16 protein-coding genes and 1 tRNA gene are annotated in these 21,529 nt (G+C 41.2%); all 17 read left to right on the plus strand.

Annotated elements, in window-relative coordinates:
* The coding region (gene tuf / locus HII17_RS18780) for an elongation factor Tu (RefSeq protein WP_169074975.1) at positions 1 to 1,149 on the plus strand (1,149 nt) is incomplete at its 5' end.
* A gap of 147 nt (positions 1,150 to 1,296) precedes the next feature.
* A complete protein-coding gene (locus HII17_RS18785) occupies positions 1,297 to 1,482 on the plus strand; it encodes a hypothetical protein (protein WP_169076916.1) in 186 nt (61 codons plus the stop codon).
* A gap of 21 nt (positions 1,483 to 1,503) precedes the next feature.
* Positions 1,504 to 2,673: a hypothetical protein gene (locus HII17_RS18790; protein ID WP_169076917.1), complete on the plus strand. Its 1,170-nt coding sequence runs from the start codon at positions 1,504 to 1,506 to the stop codon at positions 2,671 to 2,673.
* Positions 2,666 to 3,832: a nucleotidyltransferase family protein gene (locus HII17_RS18795; RefSeq protein WP_169076918.1), complete on the plus strand. Its 1,167-nt coding sequence runs from the start codon at positions 2,666 to 2,668 to the stop codon at positions 3,830 to 3,832. Before HII17_RS18790 ends, HII17_RS18795 begins: the two co-directional genes overlap by 8 nt.
* A 243-nt stretch (positions 3,833 to 4,075) precedes the next feature.
* Positions 4,076 to 4,152, plus strand: a tRNA-Trp gene (locus tag HII17_RS18800).
* A gap of 85 nt (positions 4,153 to 4,237) precedes the next feature.
* On the plus strand, positions 4,238 to 4,618 hold the full coding sequence (secE, locus tag HII17_RS18805) for a preprotein translocase subunit SecE (protein WP_169076919.1): 381 nt from the start codon (positions 4,238 to 4,240) through the stop codon (positions 4,616 to 4,618).
* Between the two features lie 3 nt (positions 4,619 to 4,621).
* On the plus strand, positions 4,622 to 5,200 hold the full coding sequence (nusG, locus tag HII17_RS18810; RefSeq protein WP_169076920.1) for a transcription termination/antitermination protein NusG: 579 nt from the start codon (positions 4,622 to 4,624) through the stop codon (positions 5,198 to 5,200).
* A 214-nt stretch (positions 5,201 to 5,414) separates the two neighbouring features.
* Positions 5,415 to 5,843: a 50S ribosomal protein L11 gene (gene rplK, locus HII17_RS18815; RefSeq protein ID WP_169076921.1), complete on the plus strand. Its 429-nt coding sequence runs from the start codon at positions 5,415 to 5,417 to the stop codon at positions 5,841 to 5,843.
* A gap of 4 nt (positions 5,844 to 5,847) precedes the next feature.
* Positions 5,848 to 6,543 carry a 50S ribosomal protein L1 gene (gene rplA, locus HII17_RS18820; protein WP_169076922.1) on the plus strand — a complete coding sequence of 232 codons (696 nt, stop codon included), beginning with the start codon at positions 5,848 to 5,850 and terminating at the stop codon, positions 6,541 to 6,543.
* Positions 6,544 to 6,838: 295 nt separating this feature from the next.
* Entirely contained in the window at positions 6,839 to 7,333 is a 495-nt protein-coding gene (gene rplJ, locus HII17_RS18825; protein WP_169076923.1) for a 50S ribosomal protein L10, read from the plus strand.
* A 109-nt stretch (positions 7,334 to 7,442) separates the two neighbouring features.
* The gene (rplL, locus tag HII17_RS18830; RefSeq protein WP_169076924.1) at positions 7,443 to 7,811 is read left to right on the plus strand and encodes a 50S ribosomal protein L7/L12; all 369 of its coding nucleotides are present in this window, start codon (positions 7,443 to 7,445) and stop codon (positions 7,809 to 7,811) included.
* Positions 7,812 to 8,132: 321 nt separating this feature from the next.
* Positions 8,133 to 12,161: a DNA-directed RNA polymerase subunit beta gene (gene rpoB, locus HII17_RS18835; protein WP_169076925.1), complete on the plus strand. Its 4,029-nt coding sequence runs from the start codon at positions 8,133 to 8,135 to the stop codon at positions 12,159 to 12,161.
* Between the two features lie 108 nt (positions 12,162 to 12,269).
* Complete coding sequence (gene rpoC / locus HII17_RS18840; RefSeq protein ID WP_169076926.1) at positions 12,270 to 16,505, plus strand: DNA-directed RNA polymerase subunit beta'; 4,236 nt, start codon at positions 12,270 to 12,272, stop codon at positions 16,503 to 16,505.
* Positions 16,506 to 16,801: 296 nt separating this feature from the next.
* Positions 16,802 to 17,176, plus strand: coding sequence for a 30S ribosomal protein S12 (gene rpsL, locus HII17_RS18845; protein WP_116006511.1), 375 nt, complete (start codon positions 16,802 to 16,804; stop codon positions 17,174 to 17,176).
* A gap of 75 nt (positions 17,177 to 17,251) precedes the next feature.
* Entirely contained in the window at positions 17,252 to 17,725 is a 474-nt protein-coding gene (gene rpsG / locus HII17_RS18850; protein ID WP_169076927.1) for a 30S ribosomal protein S7, read from the plus strand.
* A 174-nt stretch (positions 17,726 to 17,899) separates the two neighbouring features.
* The gene (gene fusA, locus HII17_RS18855) at positions 17,900 to 20,017 is read left to right on the plus strand and encodes an elongation factor G (protein WP_169076928.1); all 2,118 of its coding nucleotides are present in this window, start codon (positions 17,900 to 17,902) and stop codon (positions 20,015 to 20,017) included.
* Positions 20,018 to 20,290: 273 nt separating this feature from the next.
* Complete coding sequence (gene tuf, locus HII17_RS18860) at positions 20,291 to 21,475, plus strand: elongation factor Tu (RefSeq protein ID WP_169076645.1); 1,185 nt, start codon at positions 20,291 to 20,293, stop codon at positions 21,473 to 21,475.
* Positions 21,476 to 21,529: the final 54 nt, after the last annotated feature.

Below are 21,529 nucleotides of genomic sequence, written 5' to 3' on the forward strand. Positions count from 1 at the left end.
GTTAACGTTGGTACTATCGGACACGTTGACCACGGTAAAACTACTTTAACAGCTGCTATCTCTGCAGTATTAACGAAAGCTTTCGGTGGTGATGTTCGTGACTTCGCACAAATCGATAATGCTCCAGAAGAGCGTGAGCGTGGTATTACAATCAATACATCTCACATCGAATACGATACAGAGACTCGTCACTACGCACACGTAGACTGTCCAGGTCACGCGGATTATGTTAAAAACATGATCACAGGTGCTGCACAAATGGACGGCGCGATCTTAGTAGTAGCTGCTACAGATGGCCCAATGCCACAAACACGTGAGCACATCTTATTATCACGTCAGGTTGGTGTACCTTACATCATCGTATTCATGAACAAATGTGACATGGTAGATGACGAAGAGTTATTAGAATTAGTAGAGATGGAAGTACGTGAACTTCTTTCAGAATACGATTTCCCAGGTGATGACTTACCAGTAATCCAAGGTTCAGCATTAGGCGCACTTAACGGTGAAGCACAATGGGAAGAGAAAGTATTAGAACTTGCTAAAGAGTTAGATACTTACATTCCAGAGCCAGAGCGTGCAATCGATGGTGACTTCATCTTACCAATCGAAGATGTATTCTCAATCCAAGGTCGTGGTACGGTTGTAACTGGTCGTGTAGAGCGCGGTATCATCACAGTAGGTGACGAAGTAGAAATCGTAGGTATCAAAGAAACTACAACAACTACTTGTACTGGTGTAGAGATGTTCCGTAAGCTTCTTGACGAAGGTCGTGCAGGTGAGAACTGTGGTGTATTATTACGTGGTACTAAGCGTGAAGAAGTTCAACGTGGTCAAGTATTATGTAAGCCTGGTTCAATCAACCCACACACTAAGTTCGAGTCAGAAGTATACGTACTAACGAAAGATGAAGGTGGTCGTCATACACCATTCTTCAAAGGTTACCGTCCACAGTTCTACTTCCGTACAACTGACATCACAGGTGCAGTAGAGCTTCCTGAAGGTGTAGAAATGGTAATGCCAGGCGACAACTTAAAGTTTGTTGTTGAGCTAATCAACCCAATCGCGATGGACGAAGGTTTACGCTTCGCAATCCGTGAAGGTGGCCGCACAGTAGGTGCTGGTGTTGTATCTAAAGTTATCGACTAATATCGATAAACACTAGAATACACAGAAAAAGGTCGCGTAAGCGGCCTTTTTTGTTTTTGTTAATCATTGGTTGATTAATGAACACTTTATCAATGTCCCGTATTTAGGTATTATGATTATCGCTTCAGTAGTATAAGGTGGTCCCTAATGAAAGATAATAAGTCTTCTGTAGATGCTTCTAATTCGTCAAGCATTGAGAGTACACGTCGAGATTTTATTCGGAAATATGGTAAATTGGCTGCGATTACGCCTATTGCTGTAACTACGTTAATGAGCCCGTCAACTTCGGCAGCACCAAAGTCTTGCCGAGGCAATGGCAACAAAAGATGTTAACAGGTTAAAGCAAAATATTTTGTGACTATCAATAAAGTCAGGTTAAAGAAGTTACCTGCGATACTCTTTATTGAAGAAGACAATTCCTTGTTGTTATTTGAGCCAAGAGGAGAATTAGTCACAGTCTCCCCTTTGACAACTATTATTTTACTTACCTGTGAAAAAAAGGGAGTTTTAGCTGATAATTTACAGCACCTCTCTGATCAACTAACTATTCCTCTTGAATCCATAAATGAAGAGTATTCAAAGCTTTTGGCGACGTTTTCTGGCGGGAAAGGTGAAGATAGTTATCTTGATGGTCGTTACCCTGAGCTTGATATTGAATTAGACAAAACAGTTACAGCCCCGTCAGAGCTTAGTCATTACCTCTTAATTGCAGGTAGCGGGTTCCTGATTGATACTAACTGTAAGGTTCTTTCTAGGGCAATTCAGCACATACTCGCCCCTTTGATTAGCTCATATTGCCCACCAGATTTTTTCCTTGAAGTTATTCACCTCGATGGTTTTTATCACATCCATTCGAATGGGATTTTGGCTGTAAAGCACTTATCATATGAAGAAGTGATGCCAGAGTTGGTCGACCGTTTGCAAATTGTAAGCTATCAAGCTACGCCTTATTTGTTTTGTTTTCATGGCGCAGCAATACAACAAGGACAGTCAATATATTTGCTGCCAGGCGAGTCAGGAAAAGGTAAATCGACGCTATGTGCAGAGATTCAAAATAGCAACAGTACAACTTTCTCAGACGAATTTATTGTGCTGGACGAAGAACTTAATCTAACTGAAATTAAATTACCACTGGCGATAAAGTCTGGAAGTTGGGAGCAGCTATCGGGCAAGTACCCTTGTTTAAAAGAGGAGCAAGAGTGGCGCAGGTTGGATGGTCGATTGATTAAATATGTATGGCCAATTAATCGTGATAAAGAAAACAACGTAACTAAAGTCGCAAAGGTTCATATTATTTTCCCTCAGTTTGGTGTTGATTTGGATGACAAAGGCGCATCGTTGACAAAGTTAACTGTGGTCGACACTATTCAGTTACTCACTAGAGGCGGCTACCAATTGTCGGCAGATCTTGATGAGCTGACACTCGATAAACTATTTAGCTACATAGAAAATTCGACTCGGATGTCACTTAGTTATTCTTCAACTAGTCAAGCATTGAAAGCATTGGGGTTGCCTGATGAGTAATGCTAATCAAGCAACCCTAAGCACGATTTATAGGTTATGTTATTGGATATCGGAACATTCTGAGTCAAAAGAGCGAGAGTTAGAGGGCTTAGCCAACGAAGAATACTTTTTATCAATAGTGGCTCTTGCTAATCAGTGTTGGATAGTCGGAGCGCTAACTCACGGTATAAAGCAAAAAAAACAGTGGGAAGCCCTGCCTGCGCTTCATAGAGAATATTTAACAGAAATTAGTCAAGTTTATGAGGAACGAGCCGCTGAGCTCGTCGATGAAATTGTTTACTCGGTGAAATTATTAAATCATCTAGAGATAACGCCTATTTTACTCAAAGGCGCAGCAACTTTGTTAAATGGTGTAGCAGTACCTCGCTCTATTAGGTACATGAATGATATCGACATGTTAGTTAAACCAGAGGAGTTAGAATACGCTACTCAAGAAATGGTTGCTCAAGGCTATACACTAGATGATGAGGCATATGATATTGATGAATATGAGCATCACCATCAATCGCCGATGAAACGCAATACCAGCAAGTGTTATATCGAACTTCATCGTTGGCACACGAAAAACACTCTTTTAACTCTACTTCCGAGTAGTGAATTATGGCATTCGGCCAAGTTAATACCTGTTAATGAGCCAATAAGCGTTAGAGAGTGCTCCGCGACGCATCAAATTATTATAAATATTGTTCACAGTGAATTGTCAGATAGAGGATATTTTGAAAAAGATATTCACTTATTTCAATTAGTCGCTTTATATCAATTGGTAAACTTTTATCGAGACGAAATAGATTGGCAACAGGTTGCATCGCACTTTATGGAAGCTGGTGTGCAATCAGTACTATATTCTAGGCTCTATGCGCTGATTGAATTATTCAATATAGAACTGCCGTTAGATAATAAAAACTTACAGGCGGTTGAAAATCAGAAGCACTTTAAATATTGTCTTTCAAATTACATAGATAACCAAAATGGCATTGGGCTAAAGGCCGTTCTTCAAGGGCAGCTTTCCGAATATAGTAAGCTGTCAATAAAAGTACATTATGGTATAGATAAGTTTTGGGGAGTTTTGCATGTTCGCTGTAAAATTTTTAAAAATCAGATAAAAAAATTGACGAATAAGAATTACCTGAAGAAATTCTTTCTCGCCAATTTCAATTAGCTCATTGGTCCATCGCTTTGTATCCGGATAATTTCGCTCTGTAAATATTGTTGAATAGATAAGTTTAATTAGCTGAGACAAGGTTTCGGTAATAAAAAGCTCTTGAGTAAAATAATTGACTCAGTATAATAGCGGGCTCACTTCAAGAGCATCTCTTATTTTTCCCAAAACAAACTAAGATTCGTTCGACAAGTGTATACTCAAACTCTCTCGAAATTTGAGTTTAAGTAGGGTGTTAAATATAGGGGTATAGTTCCAATTGGTAGAACAGCGGTCTCCAAAACCGACGGTTGGGAGTTCGAATCTCTCTACCCCTGCCAAATTTAAAGTACAGAAGTTGTACTGTAGCCTCTGCTAGTAGCGAAGGTATGTTGTCTAAATAGACGGAAATTACAGGTCAGATTTATGAATGCAAGTGCAGAAAACCAAGAAACTGGTTCTCTTGATGGATTAAAGTGGGGGCTTACCGCTCTTCTATTAATCGGTGCGGTAGTAGGTAACTACTATTTCGCGGAACAATCAGTACTATTTCGTGCTATAGGTGTAGTAGCGGCAGTGATCGTTGCTGGACTTACAGCAATGCAAACCGAGAAGGGTCGTACCTTCGTAACGTTTGCTAAAGAGTCTCGTACTGAAGTACGTAAAGTTGTTTGGCCAACACGTCAAGAAGCTGTACAAACTACGGGTATCGTTTTAGTAGCTACATTAATTATGTCGCTATTATTATGGGGCCTAGATTCAGTATTGTTCTGGGTTGTTGGTTTTATTACAGGCCTACAGGTATAGAAAATGTCTGAAGAATCAATCACAGAAAACACAAACCAAGACAACAAACCAAAATTACGTTGGTATGTTGTACAAGCATTCTCTGGCTATGAAGCACGTGTTCAAAAAACCCTTATTGAGCACATTGAAATTCATGGTTTAGAAGATAAGTTCGGCCAAATCTTAGTACCTACTGAGGAAGTTGTTGAAATGCGCGCAGGTCAAAAGCGTAAGTCAGCACGCAAATTTTTCCCAGGTTACGTACTTGTCGAAATGGCGATGGATGAAGAAGCTTGGCATTTAGTTAAATCAGTACCTCGTGTACTTGGGTTTATAGGTGGTACATCTGATCGCCCAATGCCGATCACTCAAAAAGAAGCTGATCGTATTTTACAACGCCTTGAAGAGACAGACGCTCCGAAGCCGAAAACGTTGTTTGAAGTGGGTGAGGTTGTGCGCGTTATCGATGGTCCATTTGCAGACTTTAATGGTGTTGTCGAAGAGTTAGATTACGAGAAAAACCGCATTAAAGTGTCGGTACTTATCTTTGGTCGCTCGACACCAGTTGACTTGGAATTCGGCCAAGTTGAAAAAGGTGAATAACTAGAAATTCGCCTAACTATAAAAAAGAACTTGAAACGGCAGCGTTGATTAATTTATAATCCGCTGCCGTTTTTATTTGAGCGGGCAAAAGTTGGCTCAAAAACGGTGATTTTATAACCCACGGGGAGCTGAACCGTAAAGGTTTCATTTTACTAAGTAGAATCGGTGCTCAAAGAGAGCAGAGCGTTAGAACCCAAACATAGGAAATTTAAAGATGGCTAAAAAAGTCCAAGCTTTAATCAAGCTACAAGTAGCTGCTGGTGCAGCTAACCCGTCACCACCAGTTGGTCCAGCTCTTGGTCAACACGGTGTTAACATCATGGAATTCTGTAAAGCGTTTAACGCGAAAACAGATTCATTAGACAAAGGCGCTCCAGTACCAGTAGTAATTACTGTTTACAGTGATCGTTCTTTCACGTTCGAAACTAAGACTCCACCTGCATCTTACTTACTTAAGAAAGCTGCTGGTATCAAGTCAGGTTCAGGTCGTCCTAACACTGAAAAAGTAGGTACTGTTACACGTGCTCAACTTGAAGAAATCGTTAAGATGAAAGAACCAGATTTAACTGCAGGCGACATCGACGCTGGCGTTAATACTATCGCGGGCTCTGCTCGTTCAATGGGCTTAGTGGTAGAGGGTTAATCGAATGGCTAAATTATCAAAGCGCGCTCGTCTTATCCGTGAAAAAGTAGACGTATTAAAAGATTATGAAATCAACGAAGCAATCGCACTTCTTAAAGAATTAGCAACTGCTAAATTCCGTGAAAGTGTTGATGTTGCTATCAACCTAGGTATAGATGCTCGTAAATCAGACCAAAACGTTCGTGGTGCAACTGTACTACCAAACGGTACTGGTCGTGACGTTCGTGTAGCTGTATTCACTCAAGGTGCAAATGCAGATAAAGCGAAAGAAGCGGGTGCAGACATCGTTGGTATGGAAGATCTAGCTGAACAAGTTAAAGCAGGTCAAATGGACTTCGACGTAGTTATTGCAACTCCTGATGCAATGCGTGTTGTAGGTCAGTTAGGTCAAATCTTAGGTCCACGTGGCCTAATGCCTAACCCGAAAGTTGGTACAGTAACTCCAGACGTAGTTGGTGCGGTGAATAACGCAAAAGCTGGTCAAATCCGTTACCGTAACGACAAAAACGGCATCATCCATACAACTATCGGTAAGGCTGATTTCGAAGACGCTAAGTTACAAGAGAACTTAGAAGCATTATTAGAAGCGCTTAAGAAAGCTAAGCCAGCTAATGCTAAAGGTCAATACATTAAGAAAATTTCAGTATCTACTACTATGGGTGCTGGTGTTTCAGTGGACCAAGGTTCATTGAATCAATAATCTTCTAATGTAGAAGCTTTACAGGGGTGAAATATTAAACTATAATTTCGCCCCTTAATTTTGGTAGGAACTGCTTAAAATACTTAATTTTTAAGTAAATTCAAGCAGTCCCGTCAAAGACCGTAGGTGGATTTATTAGCTTCATGCTTAGTAGAATCCTTAATTAATGCCTGCGTAGATGGTGATTACCCAGATATTTCCTTAAATTCTGGCTCTCGCCGTAATGGCCGAAGTAGAAATCTATTTCGGAGTAGTTAATACCGGATTTTCCGGTTGAACCAGGAGTTAAAAGCCGATGGCTATCAATCTTGATGATAAAAAAGCAATTGTTGCTGAAGTTCAAGAAGCTGCCAATGGCGCTCAATCAGCTGTTGTTGCGGATGCCCGTGGTGTAACAGTTGAAGCAATTACTGTATTGCGTAAGCAAGCACGTGAGAATGGCGTATGGATGAAAGTTGTCCGTAACACATTAGCACGTCGTGCAGTAGAAGGTACTGATTTTGAGTGTGTTGCTGACACATTTAAAGGTCCTTCATTAATTGCATTCTCAAGCGAGCACCCAGGTGCTGCAGCGCGTTTATTCTCAGACTTCGCTAAAGAAAACGAAGCCTTTGAACTTAAAGCCGCAGCATTTGAAGGTAATGTAGTAGACGTAAATATGTTAGCTAAGCTACCTACTTACGACGAAGCAATCGCACGTTTAATGAGCGCTATGAAAGAAGCATCTGCAGGCAAATTGGCCCGCACGATTGCTGCAGTTCGCGATCAGAAAGAACAAGAAGCTGCTTAATTTTTATCACCTCATTGAGAGGGGTAAAAAAGCTTTTTGTATTTATAGTTATTTCAAACAGTACTTTACATTTACAAAGACTGTTTATTAAAAATTAGGAAATTATAGTATGTCTATTTCTAAAGACGATATCTTAAACGCAATTGCTGAAATGTCAGTAATGGACGTAGTTGAATTAGTAGAAGCAATGGAAGAGAAGTTCGGTGTTTCTGCTGCTGCTGCAGTTGCAGTTGCTGGTGGCGACGCTGGTGGTTCTGCTGAAGAGCAAACAGAATTTGACGTTATTCTTACTGGCTTCGGCGACAAGAAAGTTGGCGTTATCAAAGCAGTTCGTGGCGCAACAGGTCTTGGCCTTAAAGAAGCTAAAGAATTGGTTGAATCAGCTCCTAAAGCACTTAAAGAAGGTGTTGAAAAAGCTGAAGCTGAAGAGCTTAAGAAGACTCTTGAAGAAGCAGGTGCTTCTGTTGAGATCAAGTAATCTGTCATTTGACAGATTAGCTGCCTAAACAGGCAATGGCTGGTGATTTAAACGTCACCGGCCTTTTTGCGCTAAATAACGCTAAATTTATAAAAGCCTAAATAAATGGGTTTTTTTTAAAAGCAAAACAGTGCAGTATAGTAAGTTGGCTAAGTAAACTGCCGCTTATTATAAGAAAAAAAGACGTAAGCCAAGTTGATTGGGTGCTTAATAAAAGTACCCAATCAACTTGGCATTTATTGTCATAGCATAAAGGCCGTCTTAGCTTTAGTCGACAAAGATAAGATGGATTCGGTACAACCCAGCTAGCTGAGGAACCCCATGGTTTACTCTTACTCTGAGAAGAAACGAATTAGAAAGGACTTTGGTAAAAGTGCACAAGTAATGGATTACCCATTCTTGTTGTCCATTCAACTCGGATCTTTTAGAAAGTTCATTGATATTGACCCTACTGGCGAAACAGGCTTAGAAGCAGCGTTTCGTTCAATTTTCCCAATTAAAGCGTATTCTGGTAGTTCAGAATTACAATACGTTAGCTATCGTTTAGGCGAGCCATTATTTGACGTTAAAGAATGTCAAATACGTGGTGTAACATACTCTGCTCCGCTTCGCGTTAAATTGCGCTTAGTCATTTATGATAAAGAAGCACCAGCAGGCACAGTTAAAGATATCAAAGAGCAAGAAGTTTACATGGGCGAAATCCCATTAATGACTGAGAACGGTACGTTCGTTATTAATGGTACTGAGCGTGTAATCGTATCTCAATTACACCGTTCACCTGGTGTATTCTTTGATCATGATAAAGGTAAAACACACTCTTCAGGTAAAGTGTTATATAACGCACGTGTAATTCCTTACCGTGGTTCTTGGTTAGACTTTGAATTTGATCCGAAAGATAACTTATTCGTACGTATAGATCGTCGTCGTAAGTTACCAGCATCTATTATTTTACGCGCTTTAGATTATTCTACTGAAGAAATCTTAGCGATGTTCTACGATACGACTTGCTATGAAATCAAAGGTGATAAGTTAGTAATGGAACTTATCCCAGAGCGTTTACGTGGTGAAACTGCTACTTTCGACATTAAATTACCTAACGGTGATGTACTTGTTGAGCAAGGTCGTCGTATTACTGCTCGTCACATCCGTACGCTAGAAAAAGAAAGCGTAGATAAATTAGAAGTACCAGCGGAATATATCGTTGGTAAAGTGCTTTCTAAAGCATATGCTGATGAATCAACTGGCGAAGTAATTGCTGAAGCTAACGCAGAATTAACGTTAGAGTTATTAGCAGAATTAAGCCAAGCAGGTCATAAGAAACTTTCTACTCTATATATGAACGAATTTGATGTTGGTTCATATATGTCAGATACGGTTCGTGTTGATACAACCAACAACCGTTTAGAAGCATTAGTAGAAATTTACCGCATGATGCGTCCTGGTGAACCACCAACGAAAGATGCCGCTGAAGGTTTATTCGCAAACTTATTCTTTTCGTTAGAGCGTTATGATCTATCTACTGTTGGTCGTATGAAGTTCAACCGTCGTGTTGGCTTTGAAGACAGCGTAGGTGATGGCATCTTATCAAATGATGACATTATCGCCGTGATGAAAACCTTAATTGCCATTCGTGATGGTAAAGGTGAAGTTGATGATATCGATCACTTAGGTAACCGTCGTATCCGTTCTGTTGGTGAAATGGCTGAAAATCAATTCCGCGTTGGCCTTGTTCGTGTAGAACGTGCCGTACGTGAGCGTTTATCATTAGGTGATTTAGATGCAGTAATGCCTCAAGACTTAATCAACGCTAAACCTATTTCTGCAGCGGTTAAAGAGTTCTTTGGTTCATCACAACTTTCACAGTTCATGGATCAAAACAACCCGTTATCTGAAGTTACGCATAAGCGTCGTATTTCTGCATTAGGCCCAGGTGGTTTAACACGTGAACGTGCTGGCTTCGAAGTACGTGACGTACATCCAACTCACTATGGTCGTGTTTGTCCTATCGAAACGCCGGAAGGTCCAAACATCGGTCTAATTAACTCGTTGTCTTGTTATGCACGCACTAACGATTATGGTTTCCTAGAAACACCATATCGTAAAATTGTCGATGGCGTGATCACAGATGAAGTAGATTATTTATCAGCAATCGAAGAGGGTAACTTTGTTATCGCTCAGGCAAATGCTGAACGTGATGAAAGCGGTCGTTTAGTAAGTGACTTAGTACCATGTCGCCACAAAAACGAATTTACATTGATGTCTAAAGAAGCAGTTCAGTATATGGACGTTTCTCCACAGCAAATCGTTTCGGTTGCAGCATCACTTATTCCATTTCTAGAACACGATGACGCTAACCGTGCATTGATGGGTTCAAACATGCAACGTCAAGCGGTTCCTACTTTAAAAGTAGATAAGCCACTTGTCGGTACGGGTATGGAAAAAATCGTAGCGGTAGACTCTGGTGTAACAGCGGTAGCTAAGCGTGGCGGTGTAGTTGAATATGTAGACGCATCACGTATCGTAGTAAAAGTTAATGAAGATGAAATGGTACCTGGTGAAGCCGGTATCGATATCTACAACTTAACTAAGTACACACGTTCGAACCAAAATACTTGTATTAACCAACGTCCTAACTGTCATTTAGGTGACCCAGTTGTTCGTGGTGACGTGTTAGCTGACGGTCCTTCAACTGACATGGGTGAATTGGCGCTTGGCCAAAACATGCGTATTGCATTCATGCCTTGGAATGGTTACAACTTCGAGGATTCGATGTTGCTTTCTGAGCGTGTTGCGCAAGAAGATCGTTTTACGACTATTCACATTCAAGAATTAAGCTGTATCGCTCGTGATACTAAGCTAGGTTCAGAAGAAATTACTTCAGATATTCCAAATGTTGGTGAATCAGCGTTAAGCAAACTAGATGAGTCTGGTGTTGTTTATATTGGTGCTGAAGTAAAAGGCGGTGACATCCTTGTAGGTAAAGTAACGCCTAAAGGTGAAACTCAATTAACGCCTGAAGAAAAACTTTTACGTGCTATTTTCGGTGAAAAAGCTGCTGACGTTAAAGACAGCTCTTTACGTGTACCAAACTCAGTATCAGGTACTATCATCGATGTTCAAATCTTCACTCGCGATGGCGTAGAGAAAGATAAGCGTGCATTAGAAATTGAAGAAATGCAGCTTAAGCAAGTTAAGAAAGACCTAGGCGACGAATTCTCAATTCTTGAAGACGGCATCTATGCTCGTGCGAAGAAGCTTCTTCTATCTGCTGGCTTAAATGAGTCTGATCTTAACAGCATGTCTCGTGACAAGTGGTTAGTTCAAAACTTATCTGATGAAGCTCAACAGTCAGATCTTGAGCAAATTGCTGAACAATATGATGCGATTAAAGCTGAATTCGATAAAAAGTATGAGACTAAGCGTCGTAAGATCACACAAGGTGATGACTTAGCGCCTGGCGTACTTAAGATAGTTAAAGTTTACTTAGCGGTTAAACGTCGCATCCAACCGGGTGATAAGATGGCTGGTCGTCACGGTAACAAAGGTGTTATTTCTAACGTAGTACCTGTTGAAGATATGCCATACGATGAAAATGGTGTTCCAGTGGATATCGTACTTAACCCATTGGGTGTACCTTCACGTATGAACATTGGTCAGATCTTAGAAACTCACTTAGGTATGGCGGCACGCGGTATCGGTGAAAAGATCAACCGTATGGTTGAAGAGCAACGTGGTATCGCTAAGATGCGTGACTTCTTAAAAGAAGTATACAACTTAGGTGAATCTCGTCAGGAAGTAGATATTGAAAACTTCTCCGATGATGAAGTAATGCGTTTAGCTGATAATTTACGTGCAGGTTTACCAATTGCTACGCCAGTATTTGACGGTGCAAGTGAGCGCGAAATTAAAGACCTATTCAAATTAGCAGACATGCCTGAAAGTGGTCAGTTTAACTTAACTGATGGCCGTACTGGCCGTAGGTTTGAGCGCCCTGTAACGGTAGGTTACATGTACATGCTGAAACTAAATCACTTAGTTGATGACAAAATGCATGCTCGTTCAACAGGTTCTTATAGTCTGGTTACTCAGCAGCCACTTGGTGGTAAAGCTCAGTTTGGTGGTCAGCGTTTCGGTGAGATGGAAGTATGGGCACTTGAAGCATACGGTGCTGCTTACACGTTACAAGAAATGCTTACAGTTAAGTCGGATGACGTTAACGGTCGTACTAAAATGTACAAGAACCTTGTTGACGGCGACCACCGTATGGAACCAGGTATGCCTGAATCATTCAATGTATTACTTAAAGAGATTCGCTCTCTTGGTATCAACATTGAGTTGGATGCAGAATAACTGGCCAAGAGCTACAAAGCTGACCCTACTGTAGGTAGATAAAGTCAGTACACGTAGAGAGCGGCATAGCCGCTCTCTGCAAAGGTTAACTCCGACAGGAGACAGAGTGTGAAAGATTTACTTAAGTTTCTTAAGCAACAAAATCAAACTGAAGAATTCGATGGTATTCGCATCGGATTAGCATCGCCAGACTTGATCCGTTCTTGGTCATTTGGTGAGGTTAAAAAGCCTGAAACAATTAACTACCGTACGTTCAAACCTGAGCGTGATGGTTTATTCTGTGCGCGTATTTTCGGCCCTGTAAAGGACTACGAATGTCTTTGTGGTAAATACAAGCGCCTTAAGCACCGTGGTGTAATTTGTGAAAAATGTGGCGTTGAAGTTACATTGACTAAAGTTCGTCGTGAGCGCATGGGCCACATCGAACTAGCAAGCCCGGTAGCACATATTTGGTTCTTAAAATCATTGCCATCTCGTATAGGTCTATTACTAGACATGACGTTACGTGATATTGAGCGTGTACTTTATTTTGAATCATACGTGGTAACTGAGCCAGGTATGACAACGCTTGAGAAGAGCCAAATCTTAACTGAAGAAGAATACTTAGACTCTTTAGAAGAGCACGGTGATGAATTCGACGCCAAGATGGGTGCAGAAGCGGTATTAGCACTTCTTCAACAAATCGATCTTGAAGGCGAAATCGCGCAAATGCGTGAAGAGTTGCCTGAAATTGGCAGCGAAACTAAACGCAAGAAAATCACTAAGCGTTTAAAACTGATGGAAGCGTTTGCTCAATCTGGTAATAAGCCAGAGTGGATGATCATGTCAGTTCTTCCTATTCTTCCACCAGATTTACGTCCTCTAGTTCCGCTAGATGGCGGTCGTTTTGCTACATCTGATTTGAACGATTTATACCGTCGTGTAATCAACCGTAACAACCGTTTGAAGCGCCTATTAGACCTAGTTGCACCAGATATTATCGTACGTAACGAAAAACGTATGCTTCAAGAGTCTGTTGATGCCTTATTAGATAACGGTCGTCGCGGTCGCGCGATTACTGGTTCAAACAAGCGCCCTCTTAAGTCGCTTGCTGATATGATCAAAGGTAAGCAAGGTCGTTTCCGTCAAAACTTACTTGGTAAGCGTGTTGATTACTCAGGTCGTTCTGTAATCACAGTAGGTCCTACATTACGTTTACATCAGTGTGGTCTTCCTAAGAAGATGGCACTTGAGCTATTCAAGCCATTTATCTACGGTAAATTAGAAGCTCGTGGTTTAGCGACTACAATTAAAGCAGCTAAGAAACTAGTAGAACGTGAAGGCGCAGAAGTATGGGATGTACTAGACGAAGTAATTCGTGAACACCCAGTAATGCTTAACCGTGCACCAACTCTACATAGACTTGGTATCCAAGCGTTCGAACCTGTACTTATCGAAGGTAAGGCAATCCATTTACACCCATTAGTTTGTGCGGCATATAACGCTGACTTCGATGGTGACCAAATGGCGGTACACGTACCATTAACACTTGAAGCTCAATTAGAAGCTCGTGCGTTAATGATGTCTACTAACAACGTTTTATCTCCTGCCAATGGTGATCCAATCATCGTTCCTTCACAGGATGTTGTATTAGGTCTTTACTACTTAACACGTGAGCGAGTTAATGGTTTAGGTGAAGGTATGGCTTTCTCATCTGCTGCTGAAGCAGAAAAAGCATACCGTACAGGTGCTGCAGAATTGCATGCGCGTGTAAAAGTTCGTATTACTGAGCACCTTCGCAATGAAGAAGGTGAGTTAGTAGCACGTACAACGTTAAAAGATACAACAGTTGGTCGTTCTATTTTATGGCAAGTATGTCCTAAAGGCTTACCATATGACTTGATTGATCAACCTCTTGGTAAAAAACCAATTTCACGTTTAATTAACCATGCTTACCGTAACCTGGGTCTTAAAGATACAGTTATCTTTGCTGACCACATCATGTACACAGGTTTCCATTACGCGATGATCGCCGGTGCCTCTGTTGGTATTGATGACATGGTTATCCCTGATGAGAAATACACTATCATCGACGGTGCGGAAGAAGAAGTTGCAGAAATTCAGGAGCAGTTTGACCAAGGTCTTGTAACTGCTGGTGAGAAATACAACAAAGTAATTGATATCTGGTCATCAGCTAACGAAAAAGTATCGAAAGCAATGATGGACAACTTGTCTAAAGAATCAGTTGAAAACCGTGAAGGTGAAATGGAAGAGCAAGACTCATTCAACTCAATCTTCATGATGGCTGACTCGGGTGCTCGTGGTAGTGCGGCACAGATTCGTCAGCTAGCAGGTATGCGTGGTCTAATGGCTAAACCAGACGGTTCAATCATTGAAACACCAATTACCGCTAACTTCCGTGAAGGTCTAAACGTACTTCAGTACTTCATCTCAACTCACGGTGCGCGTAAAGGTCTAGCCGATACGGCACTTAAGACAGCTAACTCGGGTTACTTAACTCGTCGTCTAGTTGATGTTGCACAAGATTTAGTTGTTACAGAACACGATTGTGGTACACAAGAAGGCTTATTAATGACACCACTTATTGAAGGTGGTGATGTTGTTGAACCTTTACGTGAGCGTGTACTTGGTCGTGTAGTATGTGAAGATGTACTTATTCCAGGTACTGAGGATGTATTACTTCCACGTAACACACTTATTGATGAGCGTTTATGTGATGTAATTGAAGAGCACTCAGTTGACCAAATCAAAGTACGTTCAATTATCACTTGTTCTACAGATTACGGTATTTGTGCACACTGTTATGGTCGTGACTTAGCCCGTGGCCATATGATTAACCAAGGTGAAGCAGTTGGTGTTGTGGCAGCACAATCAATTGGTGAGCCGGGTACTCAGTTAACGATGCGTACATTCCACATTGGTGGTGCTGCATCTAGAGCTTCTGCAGAGAACTCTGTTCAAGTTAAGAATACTGGTACATTAAAACTTCAAAACGCGAAATTTGTAATTAACTCAGACGACCATGTTGTTATTACTTCTCGTTCATCAGAGCTAACAGTTATTGATGAACTAGGTCGTGAAAAAGAGCGTTATAAAGTACCGTACGGTGCCGTACTTGCGAAGAAAGATGCAGCAGGAATCGAAGCTGGCGAAACAGTTGCTAACTGGGACCCGCATACGCATCCAATTATCACTGAGGTAGCTGGTAAGATTAAATTTGTTGACCTTATCGAAGGTTTAACAATGACTCGTCAAACGGATGAGTTGACTGGTTTATCAAGCATCGTAATTACTGATCCAGGTCAACGTAGCTCTGCGGGTAAAGAAATGCGCCCAATGGTTAAATTAGTTGACGCTAAAGGTAACGATGTAATGATTGCTGGTACAGAAATTCCAGCACAATACTTCTTACCTGGTAATGCTATTGTTAACCTAGAAGATGGTGCTGAAGTTGGTATCGGTGATGCGTTAGCACGTATTCCACAAGAGTCTTCTAAGACTCGCGATATTACCGGTGGTCTACCGCGTGTTGCTGATTTATTCGAAGCGCGTAAGCCAAAAGAGCCGGCAATTCTTGCAGAGAAGACTGGTATCATTGGTTTCGGTAAAGAAACTAAAGGTAAGCGTCGATTACTTATTACACAGCCAGATGGTGTAGTTTACGAAGAGATGATTCCTAAGTGGCGTCAACTTAACGTGTTCGAAGGTGAATCGGTACTTAAAGGTGAAGTTATCGCCGACGGTCCAGAGTCTCCACATGACATCTTACGCTTACGTGGTGTTGCTGACGTTGCTAATTACATCGTAAACGAAGTACAAGATGTATACCGTTTACAAGGTGTAAAAATTAACGATAAGCACATTGAAGTAATCGTTCGTCAGATGATTCGCAAGTGTGAAATCTTAGACGCAGGTGATTCAGAATTCCTGAAAGGTGAGCAAGTAGAAGTGGCGCGCGTAAACATCGCAAACCGTGAACTTGAAGCTGCAGGTAAGCAACCAGCTGAATACGAAATGCAGATGATGGGTATTACTAAAGCATCACTTGCAACTGAATCGTTCATTTCAGCGGCATCTTTCCAAGAAACGACTCGTGTTCTTACTGAAGCTGCTGTAGCTGGTAAGAAAGACGGCTTACGTGGCTTGAAAGAAAACGTTATTGTTGGTCGCTTAATTCCAGCAGGTACTGGTTATGCTTATCACCAAGATCGTATGCGTAAGCGCGCAGCGGAAATGGAAGAAGAAGCTACAGTATCAGCAGATGAAGCTGCTCAGGCACTAACTGATGCTTTAAATGCTGATTTAGATACTGAAGCGAACGATCAAAACGATCCAGTTTTATAAGTTAGCTTATAGTTATTGATAAAACCGTCTCCGGTTACAGGAGGCGGTTTTTTTATGCCCCAATTTCTAGCTTTTCTACTGCTAATCACCTAAAAGGATCAAATGCGCCGATAAATTAGGATCCTTTGCTTGTTTTTCTTGACAGCTCAATGCTTGACCATTAGAATTCTGCGACCTTTTAATCTGTGCCTTGTTGCGTTGATTGAAAGGTAATTGATTTTTACACGTTTAAGAGAGTGTGAAATTGGTGTGAAGCACCAGTATTCATACATGTTTTAACTTAATCAGGAGCTATAATGGCAACTATTAACCAATTGGTACGTAAACCACGTGTCAGACAAGTACAAAAAAGTAACGTACCAGCGTTACAAGCTTGTCCACAACGTCGTGGCGTATGTACTCGCGTATATACAACTACGCCTAAAAAACCTAACTCAGCATTACGTAAAGTTGCTCGTGTTCGTTTAACTAACGGATTCGAAGTTACTTCATACATTGGTGGTGAAGGTCACAACTTACAAGAGCATAGCGTTATCTTAATCCGTGGTGGTCGTGTTAAAGACTTACCTGGTGTACGTTATCACACCGTTCGTGGTGCACTTGACTGTTCAGGTGTTAACGATCGTAGACAAGGCCGTTCTAAGTACGGTGCTAAGCGCCCTAAATCTTAACGGTTTCCGTGAAGTAAGGCCAAATTTAAATTTTAACAATTTTGGGAAATCCCTGAATTAAACGGAGAATTCAAGATGCCAAGAAGACGCGTCGTAGGGCAACGTAAAATATTGCCAGATCCTAAGTTCGGTAATGAACTATTAGCAAAATTCATCAACATTCTTATGGTTGATGGTAAAAAAGCTGTTGCAGAAAAAATCGTATATGGTGCATTAGACATCTTAGCTGAGAAGCAAAACGATAAAGAACACTTAGAGCTTTTCGAAATCGCTCTAGAAAACATCCGCCCGGCAGTAGAGGTTAAATCTCGTCGTGTAGGTGGTTCTACTTATCAAGTTCCAGTTGAAGTTCGTCCAGTGCGTCGTAATGCACTAGCCATGCGTTGGTTAGTTGAAGCAGCTCGTAAACGTGGTGAAAAATCAATGGCTCAGCGCCTAGCTAACGAAATGTTAGATGCGTCTGACAACAAAGGTTCTGCGGTTAAGAAACGTGAAGACGTTCACCGTATGGCTGAAGCGAACAAAGCGTTCGCTCACTACCGCTGGTAATAGCGATAGCTTTGTAATGATGGGCGTAGTGGCATTTATGTCACTACGCTTTTCTACTTCTAAGTCGATGAGACTTAATAATTTGATGAAGTAAATTAACATGAAAATAAATAAGCAATCGCTACATATTTTGATGTTAGGTTATTTAACCTCAATGAATAAAAGGAAAATGTAGTGGCTCGTCAAACACCTATTGAGCGTTACCGTAATATCGGTATTTGTGCTCATGTTGATGCTGGTAAAACGACAACAACAGAACGTGTTTTATATTACACTGGTTTATCGCATAAAATTGGTGAAGTTCATGATGGTTCAGCTACCATGGATTGGATGGAGCAAGAGCAAGAGCGAGGTATAACTATTACTTCGGCTGCGACCACCTGTTTTTGGAACGGGATGAACCGTCAGTTTGATGATCACCGCATTAATATCATTGATACTCCTGGTCACGTAGATTTCACTATCGAAGTAGAACGTTCTTTACGGGTTCTTGATGGTGCTGTATTAGTCCTTTGTGCATCTAGTGGTGTTCAGCCTCAAACTGAGACAGTATGGCGACAAATGGAAAAGTATTCTGTTCCTCGCATGGTCTTCGTTAACAAGATGGACCGTACAGGGGCTAGTTTCCTTAATGTCGTAGATCAGTTAAAAACACGCCTTGGTGCAAATGCAGTACCGATTCACTTAGCGATAGGTGCAGAAGAAGAATTCACTGGGGTTGTCGATTTAATCAAAATGAAAGCCATCAACTGGAATGAAGCTGATCAAGGGATGACCTTTGAATATCAGGACATTCCAGCAGATATGCTCGATGAAGCAGAAGAGTGGCGTGACAATTTAATTTCGGAAGCCGCAGAAGCTGACGACGAGCTAATGGACAAGTACCTTGAAGAAGGTGACTTAACCGAAGAAGAAATTAAATCTGGTTTACGCGCGCGTACACTCAACAATGAAATTATTCTTTGTACGTGTGGTAGTGCCTTTAAAAATAAAGGTGTACAGGCTGTTCTTGATGGTGTTATCGAATTTTTACCATCTCCAACTGATGTTCCTGCAATTACTGGTATCAGTAATGACAAACATGAATCTGAAGACTCACGTGAAGCCGACGACAAAGCGCCATTTTCTGCTTTAGCATTTAAAATAGCTACTGACCCATTTGTCGGCACATTAACGTTTTTCCGAGTATATTCTGGTGTTGTTAAAACTGGCGACATGGTTTTTAACCCGCTTAAGGGTAAAAAAGAACGCCTAGGTCGCATCGTACAAATGCATGCGAATGATCGTGAAGAAATTAAAGAAGTTCATGCTGGCGATATTGCTGCCGCTATCGGCTTAAAAGACGTTACTACAGGTGAGACATTGTGTGATCCGCAAAATGTTATCACGCTTGATAAAATGGAATTTCCAGAGCCCGTAATTTCAGTAGCAGTAGAGCCAAAAACACAAGTTGATCAGGAAAAGCTAACTAACGCATTAAACAAACTCGCTGCAGAAGACCCGTCATTTAAAGTCGTTACTGACGAAGAAACCGGTCAAACCATCATTTCTGGTATGGGTGAACTACACTTAGACATCATCACTGATCGCATGATGCGAGAATTTAAAGTTGATTGTAATATTGGTAACCCAGAGGTTTCTTACCGCGAGTCGATCACTAAGGAAGCAAAAGTCGAAGGTAAATTTGAGCGTTTACTTGGTACTAAAGGCCAATATGGTCATGTTTGTTTAACAATGGAGCCAGCTGAAGAAGGCGAAGGCTTCATATTTGTAAATGATATTGAAAATGGTGGAGATATTCCTAAAGAATATTTCCCTGCAATTGAAAAAGGTTTTCAAGAGCAAATGGATTCTGGTGTATTAGCTGCTTATCCAATGCTTGACGTAAAAGTAACATTAACGGGTGGCTCATTCCATGAGACCGACTCGAATGAAATGGCCTTTAAAATTGCAGCTTCAATGGGATTCAAGAATGGTGTAATGGCAGCAGGACCTGTATTGCTAGAACCTATGATGAAAGTTGAAGTGACCACTCCAGAAGAAAACATGGGTGATGTTGTAGGCGATTTAAATCGTCGCCGAGGCATGATCGATGGTATGGACGAAGGTCCAGGGAACACTAAGTTAGTGAATGCTACGGTACCACTATCTGAAATGTTCGGTTACGCTACGGAATTGCGTAGCGCAACTCAAGGTCGTGCATCATACTCAATGGAGTTCTCACATTATTATGAGGCTTCTAAAAATGTTGCAGAGAAAATAGTTGAATCACGTGGCGGTACTTTATATTAGCCACATTGTGCCTTAGCAATATGATGTTTGATGTAGCTAACGTCTTGTTGTTATTGACAAATGTGATTTAAAAAATCGGATTGTAGTAGTAATTATTTATTACACAATCAATATAGTTATCCACTTTAGTGGAGTGTAGGAATTAGAGTAGGTAAAGATTGGTTTTGACAAGGCGCTCAGCCTTATTTAAAATCACGACCCAGCCTCTGAGCCAACACTTTAGCTAAGGGGAAGAAAATTCAATTTAATGGTAAATTCTAAAGGTACAGTAAAATGGCTAAAGAAAAATTTGAACGTTCGAAACCGCACGTTAACGTTGGTACTATCGGACACGTTGACCACGGTAAAACTACTTTAACAGCTGCTATCTCTGCAGTATTAACGAAAGCTTTCGGTGGTGATGTTCGTGACTTCGCACAAATCGATAATGCTCCAGAAGAGCGTGAGCGTGGTATTACAATCAATACATCTCACATCGAATACGATACAGAGACTCGTCACTACGCACACGTAGACTGTCCAGGTCACGCGGATTATGTTAAAAACATGATCACAGGTGCTGCACAAATGGACGGCGCGATCTTAGTAGTAGCTGCTACAGATGGCCCAATGCCACAAACACGTGAGCACATCTTATTATCACGTCAGGTTGGTGTACCTTACATCATCGTATTCATGAACAAATGTGACATGGTAGATGACGAAGAGTTATTAGAATTAGTAGAGATGGAAGTACGTGAACTTCTTTCAGAATACGATTTCCCAGGTGATGACTTACCAGTAATCCAAGGTTCAGCATTAGGCGCACTTAACGGTGAAGCACAATGGGAAGAGAAAGTATTAGAACTTGCTAAAGAGTTAGATACTTACATTCCAGAGCCAGAGCGTGCAATCGATGGTGACTTCATCTTACCAATCGAAGATGTATTCTCAATCCAAGGTCGTGGTACGGTTGTAACTGGTCGTGTAGAGCGCGGTATCATCACAGTAGGTGACGAAGTAGAAATCGTAGGTATCAAAGAAACTACAACAACTACTTGTACTGGTGTAGAGATGTTCCGTAAGCTTCTTGACGAAGGTCGTGCAGGTGAGAACTGTGGTGTATTATTACGTGGTACTAAGCGTGAAGAAGTTCAACGTGGTCAAGTATTATGTAAGCCTGGTTCAATCAACCCACACACTAAGTTCGAGTCAGAAGTATACGTACTAACGAAAGATGAAGGTGGTCGTCATACACCATTCTTCAAAGGTTACCGTCCACAGTTCTACTTCCGTACAACTGACATCACAGGTGCAGTAGAGCTTCCTGAAGGTGTAGAAATGGTAATGCCAGGCGACAACTTAAAGTTTGTTGTTGAGCTAATCAACCCAATCGCGATGGACGAAGGTTTACGCTTCGCAATCCGTGAAGGTGGCCGCACAGTAGGTGCTGGTGTTGTATCTAAAGTTATCGACTAATATCGATAAACACTAGAATACACAGAAAAAGGTCGCGTAAGCGGCCTTTTTTGT

The sequence above is a fragment of the Thalassotalea algicola genome, assembly GCF_012932965.1.
Lineage (GTDB): Bacteria > Pseudomonadota > Gammaproteobacteria > Enterobacterales > Alteromonadaceae > Thalassotalea_F > Thalassotalea_F algicola.